The sequence below is a fragment of the Streptomyces sp. NPDC005483 genome (genome assembly GCF_040606035.1).
Lineage (GTDB): Bacteria > Actinomycetota > Actinomycetes > Streptomycetales > Streptomycetaceae > Streptomyces.
In genome coordinates, this window is sequence record NZ_JBEXEA010000001.1 from 513,080 (window position 1) to 527,106 (window position 14,027).

A 14,027-nucleotide genomic window follows, 5' to 3' on the forward strand; every position below is an offset into this window, starting at 1 on the left:
CGGTTCGGTGAACGGTTGCTTCCGCGTTCCTTTCGCGTGCTTTCCGCCTCCCCTCCGCCCCGGACGGGTCAAGTAGTCGTCCGGGCCGTTTGCGGACACGGACAAGCTCATACCTATTCGTCAGTAAATATGACCTCAGTGGGGTGAGCTGATGATTGCACGCAGACGGCAGATTGCCCTGGCCCTCACGGCCCTGCTCGCCGGAGGAGCGGCCTGCCAGGCGCACGACCACGCGACACCCGGGCATCCGGCCCCGTCCGCCGCCGCACCGCGCGGTTTCACGCTCGTCGCCTCCGGTGACGTCCTGCCGCACAGTTCGATCATCGACCGGGCCCGCTTCGACGCGGGCGGAGGTGGCTACGACTTCCGGCCGATGCTGGCCGGTGTCCGATCCGTCGTCTCCCGTGCCGATCTGGCGCTGTGTCACATGGAGACCGTCTACGGCGCCAACGGCGACTACACCGGCTACCCGACCTTCAAGTCCCCGCCCGAGGTGGCCCAGGGGCTCGCCGCCACCGGTTACGACGGCTGCTCCACCGCCTCCAACCACAGCCTCGACGACGGCGCCGACGGAATCCGCCGTACGCTCGACGCCCTGGACCGAGCGGGCGTACGGCACACCGGATCGGCCCGTACCGAGGGCGAGGCGCGCACGGTCACCGTCCTGCGCGCGGGGCAGGCGAAGGTCGCCCACCTCGCCTACACCTACGACACCAACGGGTTCCCGATGCCCCAGGGGCAGCCCTGGGCGGTGAACCTGATGGACGAGAACAAGATCCTGGCGGACGCGCGGGCCGCCCGGAAGGCGGGCGCCGACGTGGTCGTCGTATCGCTGCACTGGGGCACCGAATGGCAGGACGCACCCGACGAGCAGCAACTGGCCCTGGCTCGCGACCTGACCGCCGCCCGCACCGGCGGCCGTCCCGACGTCGACCTGATCCTCGGCACCCACGCCCATGTCCCGCAGGCGTACGAGAAGGTCAACGGCACCTGGGTGATCTACGGCATGGGCGACCAGATCGCCGGTGAGATGTCCAACAACGAGGGCGCCCAGGACCCGCGCGGAAACCAGTCCACCCTCGGCCGCTTCACGTTCGCCCCGCCCGCCCGGCCGGGTGGGCGGTGGCGGGTCGCGAAGGCGGAGTTCGTGCCCCAGATGTTCGACGTGGACGCCGGCCGGGTGGTGAACCTCAATCAGGCGATCGCGCAGGGCGCCGACGTCCAGGGCGTCCGCGACCGGATCCGGGAGGTGGTGCTCAGCCGGGGCGCGGCGAAGGACGGGCTCACGATGGGGCGGTAGGTCAGTCCACGTCCACGTGGTCGAAGGTCCGCAGCATCTCCTTCAGCACGCGCACGCACGCCCGCAGTTCGGCCTCGGTCAGCTCGCCGCCGCCGACCTGCCGGTTCAGGGCGTGCTCGCGCGCGAGGATCGCGGTGATGAGGGCCACGCCCTCGTCCGTGATCCGGATCAGCGAGGACCGCTGGTGGGCGGGGTTGGGCGTGGCCTGCGCCCAGCCCCGGTCCATCGCGTCATTGGTCATGCGCTGCACGAACTGCCGCGTCAGCGCCATGAGCCGGGCCATCTGAGGGACCGTCATGGGTCCGTATCGGTGCAGCAGGACGAGGACGGACCGCACACCGACGGACACCCCGCCGGCCGCCTCGTCCTGCTCCAGTTTGCGCAGGCCGCGCCGGTAGAGCGCGCCGACCAGGTCGAACACCTCGCTGACCCGGTGGCCGAGATCGTCGGGTGGCAGTGGCTCGTCGATGTCGTTCACCTGTTCATCATGCACCGGTTCATCATGACAACCCAGTTGTCAAAACTCCACGAACATGACACCTTGGTTGTCATGACAGCTGCTTCGGAACTGAGCTTCTTCGCATCTGCCGACGGGGACATCGCCTACCTCGACATCGGCACCGGGGACCCCGTGGTCCTGCTGCACTCCGGCTACGTCGACCACCGCCTCTTCGAGGCGCAGATACCTGTCCTCGCCGCCGACCACCGCGTCATCGCCGTGGATGCCCGCGGCCACGGCTGGACCGCCAACGCCACCCAGCCCTTCCGCTGGGCCGACGACCTCGCCGCACTGCTGCGCCACCTCGACGCGGGGCCCGCGGCCCTGGTCGGCGTCTGCATGGGGGGAGCCATCGCCGGTGACACGGCGATCGAGTATCCGGAACTGGTCCGGGGGATCGTCCTGAGCGGAGCCTCCGTCAGCGACTTCGAGCACACCCACGAGGTGTCCCGGCAGGTCGTGGCCGAATCCCAGCGGACCCTGTACTCGGGCGACATCGACGGCTGGCTGAAGGTGTTCCTCGGGATCGCCGGCGGCCCGTTCCGCTCGTCCGACGAGGTCGACCCGCGCATCCTGGACCACCTGCGCGAGATGGCCCTGCACACCGTCGCCAAGCACGCACCGGGCGAACGGAACTGGCACGTACCCATGACCGACACCTGGGCCCGCGTCCCGAAGATCGACGTCCCGGTGCTCACCGTCAACGGCACGCTCGACTCACCGGACCTGCTCGCCGACGCCGAACGCTACGCCGGCACCGCGCAGAACGGCCGCTCGGTACTGGTGGAGGGGACCTCGCACTACCCGAACCTGGAGAAGCCCGAGGAGTTCAACGCGATCGTGCTGGACTTCCTGCGCTCGCTCTGACGCCGCGCCCGATGCCGGTCGGTTCGGCCGCCCCGCCGACCGGCAAGAACCCGGCGACGGCGGCCGACGGGCCGCGTCACGCGCGTGGACACGTGCCGCGCCGGGTGCGTCGTCGTCAACCACCGCGGCAGCAGCCCGGCCCGGGACATCGAGGACCACACCCGTCTCACCCCGAGCACGAAAGGGCGGCCCGCTACGGCACCACGGTCACCGGCCACCGGCCCGCCTTGACCAGCCGCACCGCGACGGAACCGACGATGCGGTGGCCGGCCTGCTCCGAGGCGCCGACGACCACCGCGTCGGCCTTGAGCTCGTCCGCCGCCTTCGTCAGCCCGCTGTAGGGGTCGCCGCGGAAGGTGTGGAACTCCCAGCGCACGTCGAATATCCCCTTGTTCTGCTCGGTGGCGTGCCGGATCTGGGCGACCAGGTCCTCGGCGATCTCGTCCGTGGTCTCGGCGACCGGAGCGCCGAGCGCGGCGCCCGAGGCGAGCACCGGCTGGACGTACACCACGGCGAGCAGGGCGTGCTGCCGCCGGGCCAGACCTCCGGCGTATGCCGCGGCGCGGAGCGAGGAGTCGGAGCCGTCCACGCCGACGACGATGACCTTGGGCCCGTCCGTGCCCCGCTCGAACTGGTGCGCATGCTGTTCCGTCACGGCTGTGAGGCTATCGGAAGCCGCAGGTCCGGGCGGCATTCGGGACCCCGCCGACATGAGTGCGCAAGCTTTTCGGAAACGGGGCACCCGAAGGGCGGGCCGCGACGGGCAGCCACCGGAGCCCGCCGCCGCCCTCGGCGCCCGGCCTCGACGGAGGGGACGAGGCCGGGCCCGAAGCCGATCGGCCCCGTGGAACGTCGTCCTGACGTTCCGCCATGCGGCTCGGAGTGTCCTCGCTGGGCCGGCCGGGTGGATTCGTGCCGCCGCACCGGTGTTGTTGAGGTGCGTCGGCCGTCCGCCGGGCGACTGATGAGTCATGACGAAGGATCAGTTGCTCACACGGCTGTCGTCGAAGGCGGCGGCGGCGCTCACGCGGCGCCGGGCCCTGCTGGCGGGCGCCGCCGCGATCGGGGCCGCCGGCACGGCCGGAGTGCTCGCGGCCCTCACGGGCGAGGAGCCGGTCCGGCCGGCGCTCCCCGCCGCCGGCCCCCCGGCCCGTCGCGCGGTCAAGCCCTCGGCCTACCGCCTCCAGCCCCTGACCGGATACGGCCCGCCGCCCCCCGCCCCCAGGAAGACCCTCGTGCGCCACGAGCCGTTTCTGAAGGTGTCCGGACGCGGCCGGACCATGGTGCTGACCTTCGACGACGGACCCGACCCCCGATACACCCCGCACATCCTGGACACCCTGGCCGAGTACGACGTCCGCGCGATGTTCTTCGTGTGCGGGGAGATGGCGGTCGACAACCAGGACCTGCTGGCCCGGATGGCCGACGAGGGACACGTCGTCGGCAACCACACATGGTCCCACCCGCTGCTCACCCGGCTCAGCCGCTCCCGCATCCACTCCGAGATGGAACGCACCTCGGACGTCATCGAGGACGCCTACGGCGAGCGTCCCCAATGGTTCCGCGCTCCCTACGGGGCCTGGAACCGCGCCGCGTTCCAGCTCGGCGCCGAACTCGGCATGGACCCCCTCGCCTGGACCGTCGACACCCTCGACTGGACCACCCCGGGCACCCGCCGCATCGTCGGCGCGGTGGAGAACGGCGCCGCCCCGGGCGTCGTGGTGCTCTCGCACGACGCCGGGGGCGACCGCTCCCAGAGTGTCCGGGCGCTGCGCGACTATCTGCCGCACCTCATCGATTCCGGCTATCACATCACCGTCCCGCTACGGCGATACGTATAGCCGGAATGACGCCCGCCCGGTCGGGGACCGCTCAGCGGACCTCGACCAGGCGGGCGAAGGCCACGACATTGCCCGCGTAGCCGTTCTGCTTGGAGAAACCGCCTCCACAGGTGATGACCCGCAATTCGGGGGTTCCCTTGGAGCCGTAGACACGGTCGCCGGGGAAATTGCTCTTCTCGAAGACCTCGATGCCGTAGATCTCGAAAATCGCTGTCTTTCCGTCCTTGCGCCTGATCTCGACGCGATTTCCCTTCTTCAGGGCCCCGAGTCCGTAGAACACGGCGGGGCCCTGTTTGTTGTCGACATGGCCGACGACGACCGCGGTGCCCTTTTCGCCGGGGGACACCGCGCCGGTGAACCAGCCGGCCAGGTTCGGGTCCTCCGGTGGCGGCGCGCCGACCCAGCCGTCCGGGTCCAGGCCGACCGGCGTCACCGGCGCGTCGACCCGGATCGCGGGGATGGAGACCCGGTCGGGCGCGGCGAACGGCAGGGGAGCGGGGGCGGTGCCGAAGGCGGTGCCGTGCACGCGGCTGTCCGCCGCGGCCGCCGACGCGGGCTGCGGCGGCCCGACGTCGAACTCCCCCGAACCGTTCCGAATGAGCGCGAGACCGGTCAGCAGAACAAGCGCTATCACGCCCCAGGGAGCGCGCTTCTTCCGCTGCTCCTCTTCTTCGGCCAGATCGGCCAGCTCGGACGCAGACATTGACTTCCCCTCTCGACGCGGCCGTCGCCGCGTCATTCGCGCATACGAGAACGCTAAGTCCCGCGCACGGAACCGGCGACGGGTCAGCGGCGAACGGGTGGCCCCCGAACGCGGGTGGTGCGCCATCCGAGTTGCCGTGAACAGGAATTTTCTGACGGTCCGTGACCTGCGGAGATATCCGATTGTGTGCTTTGCGCTCGGCGTGTCCACTCACCAGGACGGACCATTCTCGAAATGCGGGTCCGCGCACGGCGTCTGAGGGTCTTTCTGGGAGGCGTTTTCTCGCCGATCCACCGGGGACCGTTCCCGGGGCGTCTCCCGCGGAGGATTCACATGCGTACTACTCGTGCCCTGGCGGCCGCCGGCGCCGCGGTCGCCGTGCTCGGACTCGCCGCCCCGGCGGCCGTCGCGCGGGACGGCATGAACCTGAGCCCGAGCAATGTCGTCGCCCTTCCCAACGTCATCGCCCGGGGCGGCCAACTGACCATCACCGTCAACAACTGCACCGGCAACGCCACCGCGAGCTCGGACGCGTTCCGGACGATCCGGCTGACGACCGGGACGAACAACCTGGCGACGGGACGCGCCACCGTCAACCGGAACGCGGCCACGGGGTCGCACAGCATCAGCGTGGTCTGCGGCAACGGCACCGTGATCAACCCGACGGCCTTCACCGTCATCGGCGGTGTCCGCGGCGGTCTGGGCGGCAGCACCTCCACCGGGGCCACCCCGACCGACATGGCCATCGGCGGCGGTCTGGTGGCGCTGGCCGTCATCGGCGGTGGCGTGTTCTGGATGCGCAGGCGGTCCGAGAGCCACATCTGATCTCCACCCCTTCGGAGAAGCTCTCCGCCCCGGGCTCCGAGAGGAACCGGGGCGGAGGTCTGCGCGCCCGGAAGAGCCGTCAGGCGCCGTCGTCACCAGCGCGGCGACGGGAGAAGTAATACGCCGCCCCGATCGAGCCCACGATCAGCAGGGCGCCCATGCCGAGCGTCTCGGCGTCGAACCCGGCGATGCTGCCGCCCGCACCGGCGTGCACACCGCGGCCGGGGTTGAGCGGCACCGGTGTGGGACCGACCGGTCGGCCGCCCGCGATGGCCAGGCCCGTGGAACCGCTCACGCCGTCGCAGGTGAACGTCACCTGGTAGACCGCACCGGGTTTGGCGTCCCGGTCGACCCCGGTGGTGGCGTAGCTCTTGTGCGACGGGATGGTGACGGTGTCGAACACCGCCGAGGTGACGGTCGCGGGGCCCTTGCAGCCCCCGTGGTTGCGTTCCAGCAGCAGCGCCACCTGTCCGCCCGCGGCGATGGTCGAGGGCAGGACGCTGAAGCCGAAGGGCGTGATGGTGGTGTCGCCCGTCGCCACGGCGGCCGGTGCGGAGAAGGCCAGGGCGGTCACGCCCAGCAGTGCGGCCGAAGCGACGCGTATCGCGCGCATGGTGGTTCCTCCGGTCCCCGAGGAGCAGCTGCGGATCTTTTCCGCCTACGTCAGAAATGCACCTCGATGACCGAAACGCTAGGAACGTGTGTACGTCTGCGCGATCGCTGTCGCTCCGAATGGGGCATGCGTGTGGGCCGCTCAGGGGACGCCGACGGCGTGTCGTACGTCCCCCGGCGGCAGCCGTGGTGAGGAGGGGTCAGCCCTCGATGCCCGGGAAGAGAGCGAGGAACGGCTCCGCCGACGCCGTGATGCCCCGGCTGTAGGGGGCGTCGAAGTCCCAGATCAGGAAGAGCAGGAAGGCGATCAGCGCGGAGAACAGGCCGGCCAGGATCAGTTCGCGTGTCGTACGCCGGATCTGCAGTGCGAAGACCATCCCGATGGTGACGACGGCGCCGCCCAGCAGGCCGAACCAGACGACCCCGGGCATGGTGGGCTCGACCGAGTCCGCCCGGGCGTTGCGGGCCTGGTCCACGGCGGCCACCTGGTCGACGAGCGGCTGGTAGGCCTGGGCCTCGAAGTCGGTCTTCGGCTCGTAGGAGGTGACGTCCGTGCGGATCCGGTCGAGGAGCTCGGTGCCGCGCTCGGTCATCCGGCGGTGGTCCGCCATCTCCTTCCACTCGGTGGTGACGACGTGTCCGACATAGGCGTTGACATCGGCCCGAATGCGGTCACGGACGCCGGGCGGATAGACCTGGACCCGCTCCGAGATCTCGTGCAGCGCCTGGGCCTCCGTCTGCACGTGGTCCTGGGCGGCGCTGCGCGCCTCCCACACGCCCGCGATGGCCAGACCCAGGACGATGGCGTACACCACCCCGATCCACATCGTCATGTACTCGATGACGTCCGGGGTCTCGCTGGGATCCTCGTCCACGGGTGCCGCCTTGTGGCGGATGAGCGTGATGATGACCACCACCGCGCACGCAGCCAGCATCGCGAGGATGAGAACAAGCCATTCCGGCAAGGGATGCCTCCAGGATCGGCACTAGCGGGGCCGCAGGGCGGCCACGGCGACCACCGCGGGCGCGGTGATGAGCAGGACGTAGATCACGGGCGAGGTCGTGCTGTGCCTGGGGCGCTCGGGCGCCTTCGCGTGGTGGTAGACCGGGTAGGTCACCGGGGCCGCGGAAGGGCCCGGGGCCGGCCTGGGCGGCGGCGTCCGTGTCGGGGGCGGGGTGGGGGTCGGCGTCGGGGCGGGCGCGGGGGGCGGTGCCGGCCGTGCCCGCGGTGGCGCCGGCTGCGGTGCCGGTGCGGGCGGCGGAGGCGGGGGAGGTGGCGGCTCCGGCGTCGGGGTGGGCCTGGGCTTCGGCGGCTTCCGGGTCGGAGGCGGCTTCGGCGTGGGGTCGGGAGAGGGCGTCGGAGTGCAAGGGGGCTCTGGGGGAGTGGGGGTCGGGGTGGGCGTGGGCGTCGGTTTCGGGCAGGGCGGGGGAGTGGGCCACGTGAGGTTCCCGGCGACCGCAACCACCTCGGCACCGTCGGGACCGACCGAGGCGTAGGCGCAGGCATCCGCCTCGGCCACCCCGGCCGTGGGACCGATGAGCGCCCACGTCAGGGTGAGCAGGGCCAACACACGTATGGCGGTGCCGGATTGGGGTGATTCGGGTCGATGCACGACGGAGATCATGAGGCCTGGCACGCCGCCACACGCGCGGGTGCGAAGAGATTGCTCCGAAGGAGGGATAAAGGATCGCCGGATGTTTGAATCTGGGGCGCTCGTCGTCCGATGAGGCGTACGTCTGTGCGGTCTGAGGCGGGTGTGGTCACAGCTTCCGGAAAGAAATTTGCGGGACGGTTGAACACAACCCCTGGTCCGGTGCGTACCCATTGTCGTGCGGCGGCGCAGCAGGGCGCTGCAACACCCTTTTGAATTATGGGGAGTTGACGATGAAGACCTCCTGGCGGAGCGCCTCACTCATGGCAAGCGCCGCGGCGGTGCTGGCGCTGACGACGGCGTGCGGCCAGGAAGGCGGCACCTCGTCCGTGGGCAGCCAGAACGTCGGAGCCACGGCGGCTGCGGGCGGTTACGGCGGAGTCGGCGCGGGGGTCGGGACCGGTACCAGCCCGAGCCCCACCGCGAGTTCGACCGCGATCGGCCAGGGGAACCTGGGAGCCCAGTCGGCCTCGGCCGGCAAGTTGCAGGTGTCCGCGAACCCCGAGCTCGGGGACGTGCTGACCGACGCCACCGGTCTCAGCCTCTACCGCTTCGACGAGGACACCGCCGAGCCGCCGAAGTCGAACTGCAACGGCGACTGTGCGACGGCCTGGCCGCCGGTGCCCGCGGACGACGCCTCGGCCGGTGCCGGCATCGACAAGGCGCTGCTCGGTGAGGTGACCCGGGCCGACGGCAGCAAGCAGCTGACCATCGGCGGCTGGCCGGCCTACCGCTACGCCAAGGACACCAAGGCCGGCGATCTGACCGGTCAGGGCGTGGGCGGCAAGTGGTACGCGCTGGCGCCCACCGGCAAGAAGGCGTCGGTCGCCAGCCTGCCCGGGCTGTCCACGCGCAACGACCCCAAGCTGGGCGAGATCGTCGTCGACAAGAACGGCATGACGGTCTACCGCTTCGCCAAGGACAAGGCGTGGCCCGAGCCGGTCTCCAACTGCCTCGGAGCCTGCCTGCAGAAGTGGCCGGCCGTGGGGCCCGTGTCGTCGAACGACACCAAGGGCGTCCAGAAGAAGGGCCTGATGAGCTTCACCCGTTCCGACGGCGTCAAGCAGCAGACCGTCAACTGCTCGCCCATCTACACCTTCGCGGCCGACAAGCAGCCCGGCGACACCAACGGCCAGGGCGTCGGCGGCACCTGGTACGCCGTCCGTCCCAACGGAGACATGGTCGGCGTCTCCGACAAGTGACACAGGCCTCACCGATCCACCGGTCCGACCCCTCCGCGCCGCACGGAGGGGTCGGACCGGTTTTGCCGTCATTCCCCGCAACCCCCCCCGATTCGGCACCCGTTCCGGAACTCTCCGGAGTGTGGCGCCTACGGTTCGTAGGGAACCCACAGCCGGGTCCGAGCGGCACGTGCCGCAGGCAGTGACCGGGAACGGACGGTCAATTTCCGTTTCTGCTCGCTCCATTGGCGGGCGATCAGTAGCCTCAGCTCGAACACCGGATCGCCTACGCCTTGGAGAGATACATGGAGCGACCCGCCTGGGCTCCCCGGAACATCGACATCTCGGTGCCGAGCGTCGCGCGTATCTACGACTTCTACCTGGGCGGTTCGCACAACTTCGAGGCCGACCGGGAGGCGGCCCGCAGGGCCATGGAGTTCGCGCCGGGACTGCCGAAGACCATGCAGGCGAACCGGGCGTTCCTGCGGCGGGCGGTGCGGTTCGCCGCCGACGAGGGCATCAGCCAGTTCCTGGACATCGGTTCCGGCATCCCGACCTTCGGCAACGTCCACGAGGTCGCCCAGAGCGCCAGCCCCGGCGCCCGGGTCGTCTACGTCGACCACGACCCGGTGGCCGTGGCGCACAGCCAGGCGGTCCTGGAGGGCAACGCGGACGCGGGCGTCGTCGCGGCGGACCTCCGTAAGCCCCAGGAGATCCTTGCGAACCCCGAGGTCCAGCGTCTGATCGACCTGAACCGGCCGGTGGCGCTGCTTCTCGTTGCCATACTGCACTTCGTGGAAGACGCGGACGACCCGTACGGAGCGGTGGCCGAGCTGCGCGACGCGCTCGCGCCCGGCAGCCTGCTGGTGCTCACGCACGCCTCGTACGAGGGCATGCCGCTTCCGCCGGAGCGGGCCGAAGGCGCGGTGGACGTGTACAAGGACATTCGCAACCCGCTGATCATGCGCTCGCGCGACGAGATCGCGCGGTTCTTCGAGGGGTACGACATGGTGGAACCGGGACTGGTGTCGCCGCCGAGGTGGCGGCCCGAGTCGGCGACCTGGGACCCCGACGAAGAGGATCCGTGGGCCTTCACGGGCTTCGCCGGCGTGGGGCGTGCCGCGTGATCGCCGAGCCGGACGGGCCTGAGGACAGACTGCGCCGGTTCGCGACGATCTGGAGCCGGGCCGTGTTCCCGGTGACGTCGACGTCCGCGACCCGGCCGGAGTTCGAGAAGCACCTGCTGCCGCTGGCCCGCCGCTTGAGCCAGGCGCTCGCGGCCAGGACCGTGGACACGGACGAGGGCCGGGCGGTCGGCGCCGCCCTCGTCGACGCGCACTGCACGGACCCCGAGGCGCTGACCCGGTCCCTGGACTGCGTCGACGCCTATCTGGTGCTCTACTGCGGCGGCGACGGCGACCGCGAGGACCTGCGGTCCCGGTCGGCACGCCTGCAGCACGCCATGGCGGCCGGATTCGCGCAGGCGCTGCGCGAGCGGACACTGGCCGAGCAGGAGGCCATCGCGCAGGCCGCCCTCAAGGCACAGGGCGTGGTGGCACAGGCGCTGCACGCGACCGAGGCACGGTTCCGCGCCGTGTTCGAGGGCGCGGCCATAGGGATCGGCATCGCCGACCTGGACGGCAACGTCCTCCAGGTCAACGGCGCGCTGCTGCGCATGTTCGGCATCACCGACCAGACGATGCGCGGCCGCCGGGTCCAGGAGTGGACCCACCCCGAGGACGCGCCGCAGACCTGGACGCTCTACGACGAACTCGTCCGCGGCGAGCGCGAGCACTACCACCTCGAAAAGGCCTTCTACCGCCCGGACGGCACGGTCCTGTGGACCAACCTGACGGTCTCCCTGCTGCGCGACGCCGACGGCGTCCCGCAGTACCAGCTCGCCCTCATGGAGGACACCACCGAGCGCCGGCTGCTCAACCTCCGGCTGCGCTACGAGGCCACGCACGACGCGCTCACCGGGCTGCCCAACCGCACCCTGTTCTTCGAACGTCTGGAGAAGGCGCTCAGCGCCGGCGAGGGCCAGAGGTTCGGCCTGTGCTACCTCGACCTCGACGGCTTCAAGACCATCAACGACAGCCTCGGCCACGCGGCCGGGGACCGGCTGCTCGTCGAGGTCGCCGACCGGCTCCAGTCCTGCGCGACCGCGCCGGGTGAGATGGTCGCCCGGCTCGGCGGTGACGAGTTCGTGGCGCTGACCACAGGACCCGACACCGAGAGCGAGGTCGACGACCTCGCGGCGCGCATCATGAACGTGCTGCTCGCCCCGGTCCGCATCGACGGCCGGGAGCTGACCGTGCGCGGCAGCATCGGCATCGTCGAGGGCCCGGCGGGGGAGCGGGGCCCCGCGGAGGTGCTGCGCAGCGCCGACATCACCATGTACCGGGCCAAGTCGGCGGGCGGCAACCGCTTCGAGCTGGCCGACCCGGAGGCCGACGCCCGCGCCATCACCCGGCACGGGCTCACCACGCAGTTGCCCGCGGCCCTGGATCGGGGCGAGTTCTTCATCGAGTACCAGCCCCTGGTGCATCTCGGCGACGGCAGCGTGCGAGGCGCCGAGGCGCTGGTGCGCTGGCTGCACCCGCAGCACGGCGTCCTCGGGCCCGACCGGTTCATCCCGCTCGCCGAGCACACCGGGCTGATCGTGCCGCTCGGCCGCTGGGTCCTGGAGCAGTCGGTGCGCCAGGCCCGCGAGTGGCGAGAACGGTACGGCAAGGACGCGGCGGGCGGCCCGCTCCGCATCAACGTCAACCTCTCGCCCTGCCAGCTCACCCATCCCGGCCTGGTCCAGGACACGGTGGACATCCTGGAGCGCACCGGCGTCGAGCCGGACGCCCTCTGCCTCGAAGTCACGGAGTCGGCCCTCATCGGCGCCGACGACGACCTGCTCAAGCCGCTGCGCCGGCTCGCCGAGATGGGCGTCGACATCGCCCTGGACGACTTCGGCACCGGCTACTCGAACCTGGCGAACCTGCGCCGCCTCCCGGTCAGCGTCCTCAAGCTGGACCGCTCCTTCACCCAGAGCATGCAGCAGTTCCCCGCCGACCCCGTCGACCTCAAGATCGTCGAGGGGATCGTCTCACTCGCCCACGGCCTGAACCTCGCGGTGACGGTCGAGGGCGTCGAAACCGGGGCCCAGGCCGAGCAGTTGCGGATACTGGGCTGCGACACGGCCCAGGGCTGGTACTACGCCCGCCCGGGCCCGCCGGAGCGGCTGCACGAACTGGCACTGGTGGACGCGACGGGCTGAGTCCCGCCCCGGTGCTAGGGCAGCGGCAGTGAGCGCAGGGAACCGTGGGTACGGGCCAGGACGACGACGTGGCCCGTGTCCCCGCCCGGCGCGACGAACACGGGGTATTCGCCACCTCTGGTCTGCGAGTACGCCGCGGACATGCGGGGCGCGGCGGTTCCGGTCCCCCGCGGACCGGCGTGCAGGTCGATCGTGATCACGCGGCTCCGCGTCGTGAAGTCGTTGCGGGGGGTGAACGTCACGAACCGGCCGTCGGCCACGGTGGCGTCCGCCTCGGTGGCGTACGTGCTCCACAGTCTGCGGTCGTTCTCGAGGTCGTACGCGAACCAGTTGCCCGCGCTCGTGTCCTCGGCGCCGGCTTCGTACAGCACCAGGACCCCGTCGTCGGAGATCACCCCGCGTACGGGCTTGTCGACCGTGTTCCTCGGCGTCGGCAGCGGCCTCAGGGTCACCGGATCCAGGCGCCGCATACGCGCGAAGGTGTCCCCGGCGGAGAGCGGGCTGCCGGTGCAGACCAGGTAGTGGCCGCCGGTGACGAGGTGCGGGCACGCCACGCCCGGGGGGCTGGTCGCCACCGTGGCGCCGGTGCGGGCGTCGCGGGCGGTGACCCGGGCGCCGTCGGCGGTGTAGACGCGGCCCCGGAAGGCGGCGAGGGGTTCGCCCGTGCTCCAGGCGACGGTCCGGTGCCAGAGGGGCGTGCCGTCGGATGCCCGAACGGCGTCCAGGACAGCGGTATGTGACGTCGGGTCCGGCGTGTCGAGGGCATAGACGACACCGTCCGCGGTGCCGAGGACGGCGTAGGCGCTCCTGGTGGGCAACCGGTCGGTCCACGCCTGCGCACCCGTCCGCAGGTTCGCCGCGCGCAGCACACCGGCGATCGCGGTCACGGCCCGTTCGTCGGCCGCGTCGACGACCAGTCCGGCGCTCTTGCCGTGGTCGTCGGCGGGCACGGTCCAGGTGACACGGCCGTCGGCCCGTGAACGGCCCACGAATCCGCCGGAGCCGGTCGCGCACACCACCTGGTGCGCCGTAGCGCCGCAACTGCCGCGGGCCTCCTGGCGGGAGAGGGACGCCGTCCACGCACGCCACGGGCCCGAGACGGTCGTCGAGGTCGTCTCCACCGTCGGCTCGGAGGCGCGGGACGGCCGGGAGACCGCCGGGCTCGGTCCGCCGGACGCGGTGTTCCCCGCACACCCCGCGAGCGCCAGCAACGCCGCGCCGACCACCAGGATTCGCCGTGTCATCCGCCCACCCCTGTGCGAGAAATCCCCATGCTACG

General features: G+C 71.1%; 14 protein-coding genes and 1 pseudogene. 7 read left to right on the top strand and 8 right to left on the bottom strand.

What is annotated here, in order from left to right:
* Nucleotides 1-151 precede the first annotated feature (151 nt).
* Complete coding sequence (locus ABZT06_RS02305) at nt 152-1,300, top strand: CapA family protein (protein WP_355733531.1); 1,149 nt, start codon at nt 152-154, stop codon at nt 1,298-1,300.
* Between the two features lies 1 nt (nt 1,301).
* On the opposite strand, the gene ABZT06_RS02310 is transcribed toward ABZT06_RS02305, so the two are convergent.
* The gene (locus ABZT06_RS02310) at nt 1,302-1,778 is read right to left on the bottom strand and encodes a MarR family winged helix-turn-helix transcriptional regulator (RefSeq protein WP_355733534.1); all 477 of its coding nucleotides are present in this window, start codon (nt 1,776-1,778) and stop codon (nt 1,302-1,304) included.
* Nucleotides 1,779-1,850: 72 nt separating this feature from the next.
* On the opposite strand from ABZT06_RS02310, the gene ABZT06_RS02315 reads away from it, so the two are divergent.
* Entirely contained in the window at nt 1,851-2,666 is an 816-nt protein-coding gene (locus ABZT06_RS02315; protein ID WP_355733537.1) for an alpha/beta hydrolase, read from the top strand.
* A gap of 7 nt (nt 2,667-2,673) precedes the next feature.
* On the opposite strand, the pseudogene ABZT06_RS02320 reads toward ABZT06_RS02315, so the two are convergent.
* Together ABZT06_RS02320 and ABZT06_RS02325 are read right to left on the bottom strand one after the other, a co-directional pair.
* Nucleotides 2,674-2,848: pseudogene (locus ABZT06_RS02320) on the bottom strand (amino acid permease); the annotation flags it as partial.
* A gap of 11 nt (nt 2,849-2,859) precedes the next feature.
* Nucleotides 2,860-3,321, bottom strand: coding sequence for a universal stress protein (locus tag ABZT06_RS02325; RefSeq protein WP_355733540.1), 462 nt, complete (start codon nt 3,319-3,321; stop codon nt 2,860-2,862).
* A gap of 316 nt (nt 3,322-3,637) precedes the next feature.
* Between ABZT06_RS02325 and ABZT06_RS02330 the strand changes: the two genes are divergently transcribed.
* Complete coding sequence (locus ABZT06_RS02330; protein ID WP_355733542.1) at nt 3,638-4,507, top strand: polysaccharide deacetylase family protein; 870 nt, start codon at nt 3,638-3,640, stop codon at nt 4,505-4,507.
* Nucleotides 4,508-4,538: 31 nt separating this feature from the next.
* Here ABZT06_RS02330 and ABZT06_RS02335 read toward each other — a convergent pair whose 3' ends face one another.
* Nucleotides 4,539-5,210 (bottom strand): class F sortase, encoded by a 672-nt coding sequence (locus ABZT06_RS02335; RefSeq protein ID WP_355733545.1) that lies wholly within the window; start codon nt 5,208-5,210, stop codon nt 4,539-4,541.
* Nucleotides 5,211-5,543: 333 nt separating this feature from the next.
* On the opposite strand from ABZT06_RS02335, the gene ABZT06_RS02340 reads away from it, so the two are divergent.
* Complete coding sequence (locus ABZT06_RS02340) at nt 5,544-6,035, top strand: hypothetical protein (protein ID WP_355733548.1); 492 nt, start codon at nt 5,544-5,546, stop codon at nt 6,033-6,035.
* Between the two features lie 79 nt (nt 6,036-6,114).
* Here ABZT06_RS02340 and ABZT06_RS02345 read toward each other — a convergent pair whose 3' ends face one another.
* From ABZT06_RS02345 to ABZT06_RS02355, 3 genes are all read right to left on the bottom strand, one after another.
* Nucleotides 6,115-6,648 (bottom strand): hypothetical protein, encoded by a 534-nt coding sequence (locus ABZT06_RS02345; protein ID WP_355733551.1) that lies wholly within the window; start codon nt 6,646-6,648, stop codon nt 6,115-6,117.
* Between the two features lie 199 nt (nt 6,649-6,847).
* The gene (locus tag ABZT06_RS02350; protein WP_355733554.1) at nt 6,848-7,612 is read right to left on the bottom strand and encodes a DUF4239 domain-containing protein; all 765 of its coding nucleotides are present in this window, start codon (nt 7,610-7,612) and stop codon (nt 6,848-6,850) included.
* Between the two features lie 21 nt (nt 7,613-7,633).
* Complete coding sequence (locus ABZT06_RS02355) at nt 7,634-7,765, bottom strand: hypothetical protein (protein WP_355733556.1); 132 nt, start codon at nt 7,763-7,765, stop codon at nt 7,634-7,636.
* Between the two features lie 767 nt (nt 7,766-8,532).
* Between ABZT06_RS02355 and ABZT06_RS02360 the strand changes: the two genes are divergently transcribed.
* The 3 genes from ABZT06_RS02360 to ABZT06_RS02370 all read left to right on the top strand — a co-directional run bounded on the left by ABZT06_RS02360 (nt 8,533) and on the right by ABZT06_RS02370 (nt 12,748).
* Nucleotides 8,533-9,501 carry an SCO0930 family lipoprotein gene (locus ABZT06_RS02360; protein WP_355733559.1) on the top strand — a complete coding sequence of 323 codons (969 nt, stop codon included), beginning with the start codon at nt 8,533-8,535 and terminating at the stop codon, nt 9,499-9,501.
* Nucleotides 9,502-9,785: 284 nt separating this feature from the next.
* Nucleotides 9,786-10,607 carry an SAM-dependent methyltransferase gene (locus ABZT06_RS02365; protein ID WP_355733562.1) on the top strand — a complete coding sequence of 274 codons (822 nt, stop codon included), beginning with the start codon at nt 9,786-9,788 and terminating at the stop codon, nt 10,605-10,607.
* On the top strand, nt 10,604-12,748 hold the full coding sequence (locus ABZT06_RS02370) for an EAL domain-containing protein (RefSeq protein ID WP_355733565.1): 2,145 nt from the start codon (nt 10,604-10,606) through the stop codon (nt 12,746-12,748). Before ABZT06_RS02365 ends, ABZT06_RS02370 begins: the two co-directional genes overlap by 4 nt.
* Nucleotides 12,749-12,762: 14 nt before the next feature.
* Here the strand turns inward: ABZT06_RS02370 and ABZT06_RS02375 are convergent, their stop codons facing one another.
* Entirely contained in the window at nt 12,763-13,992 is a 1,230-nt protein-coding gene (locus ABZT06_RS02375; protein ID WP_355733567.1) for a PQQ-binding-like beta-propeller repeat protein, read from the bottom strand.
* Nucleotides 13,993-14,027 lie beyond the last annotated feature (35 nt).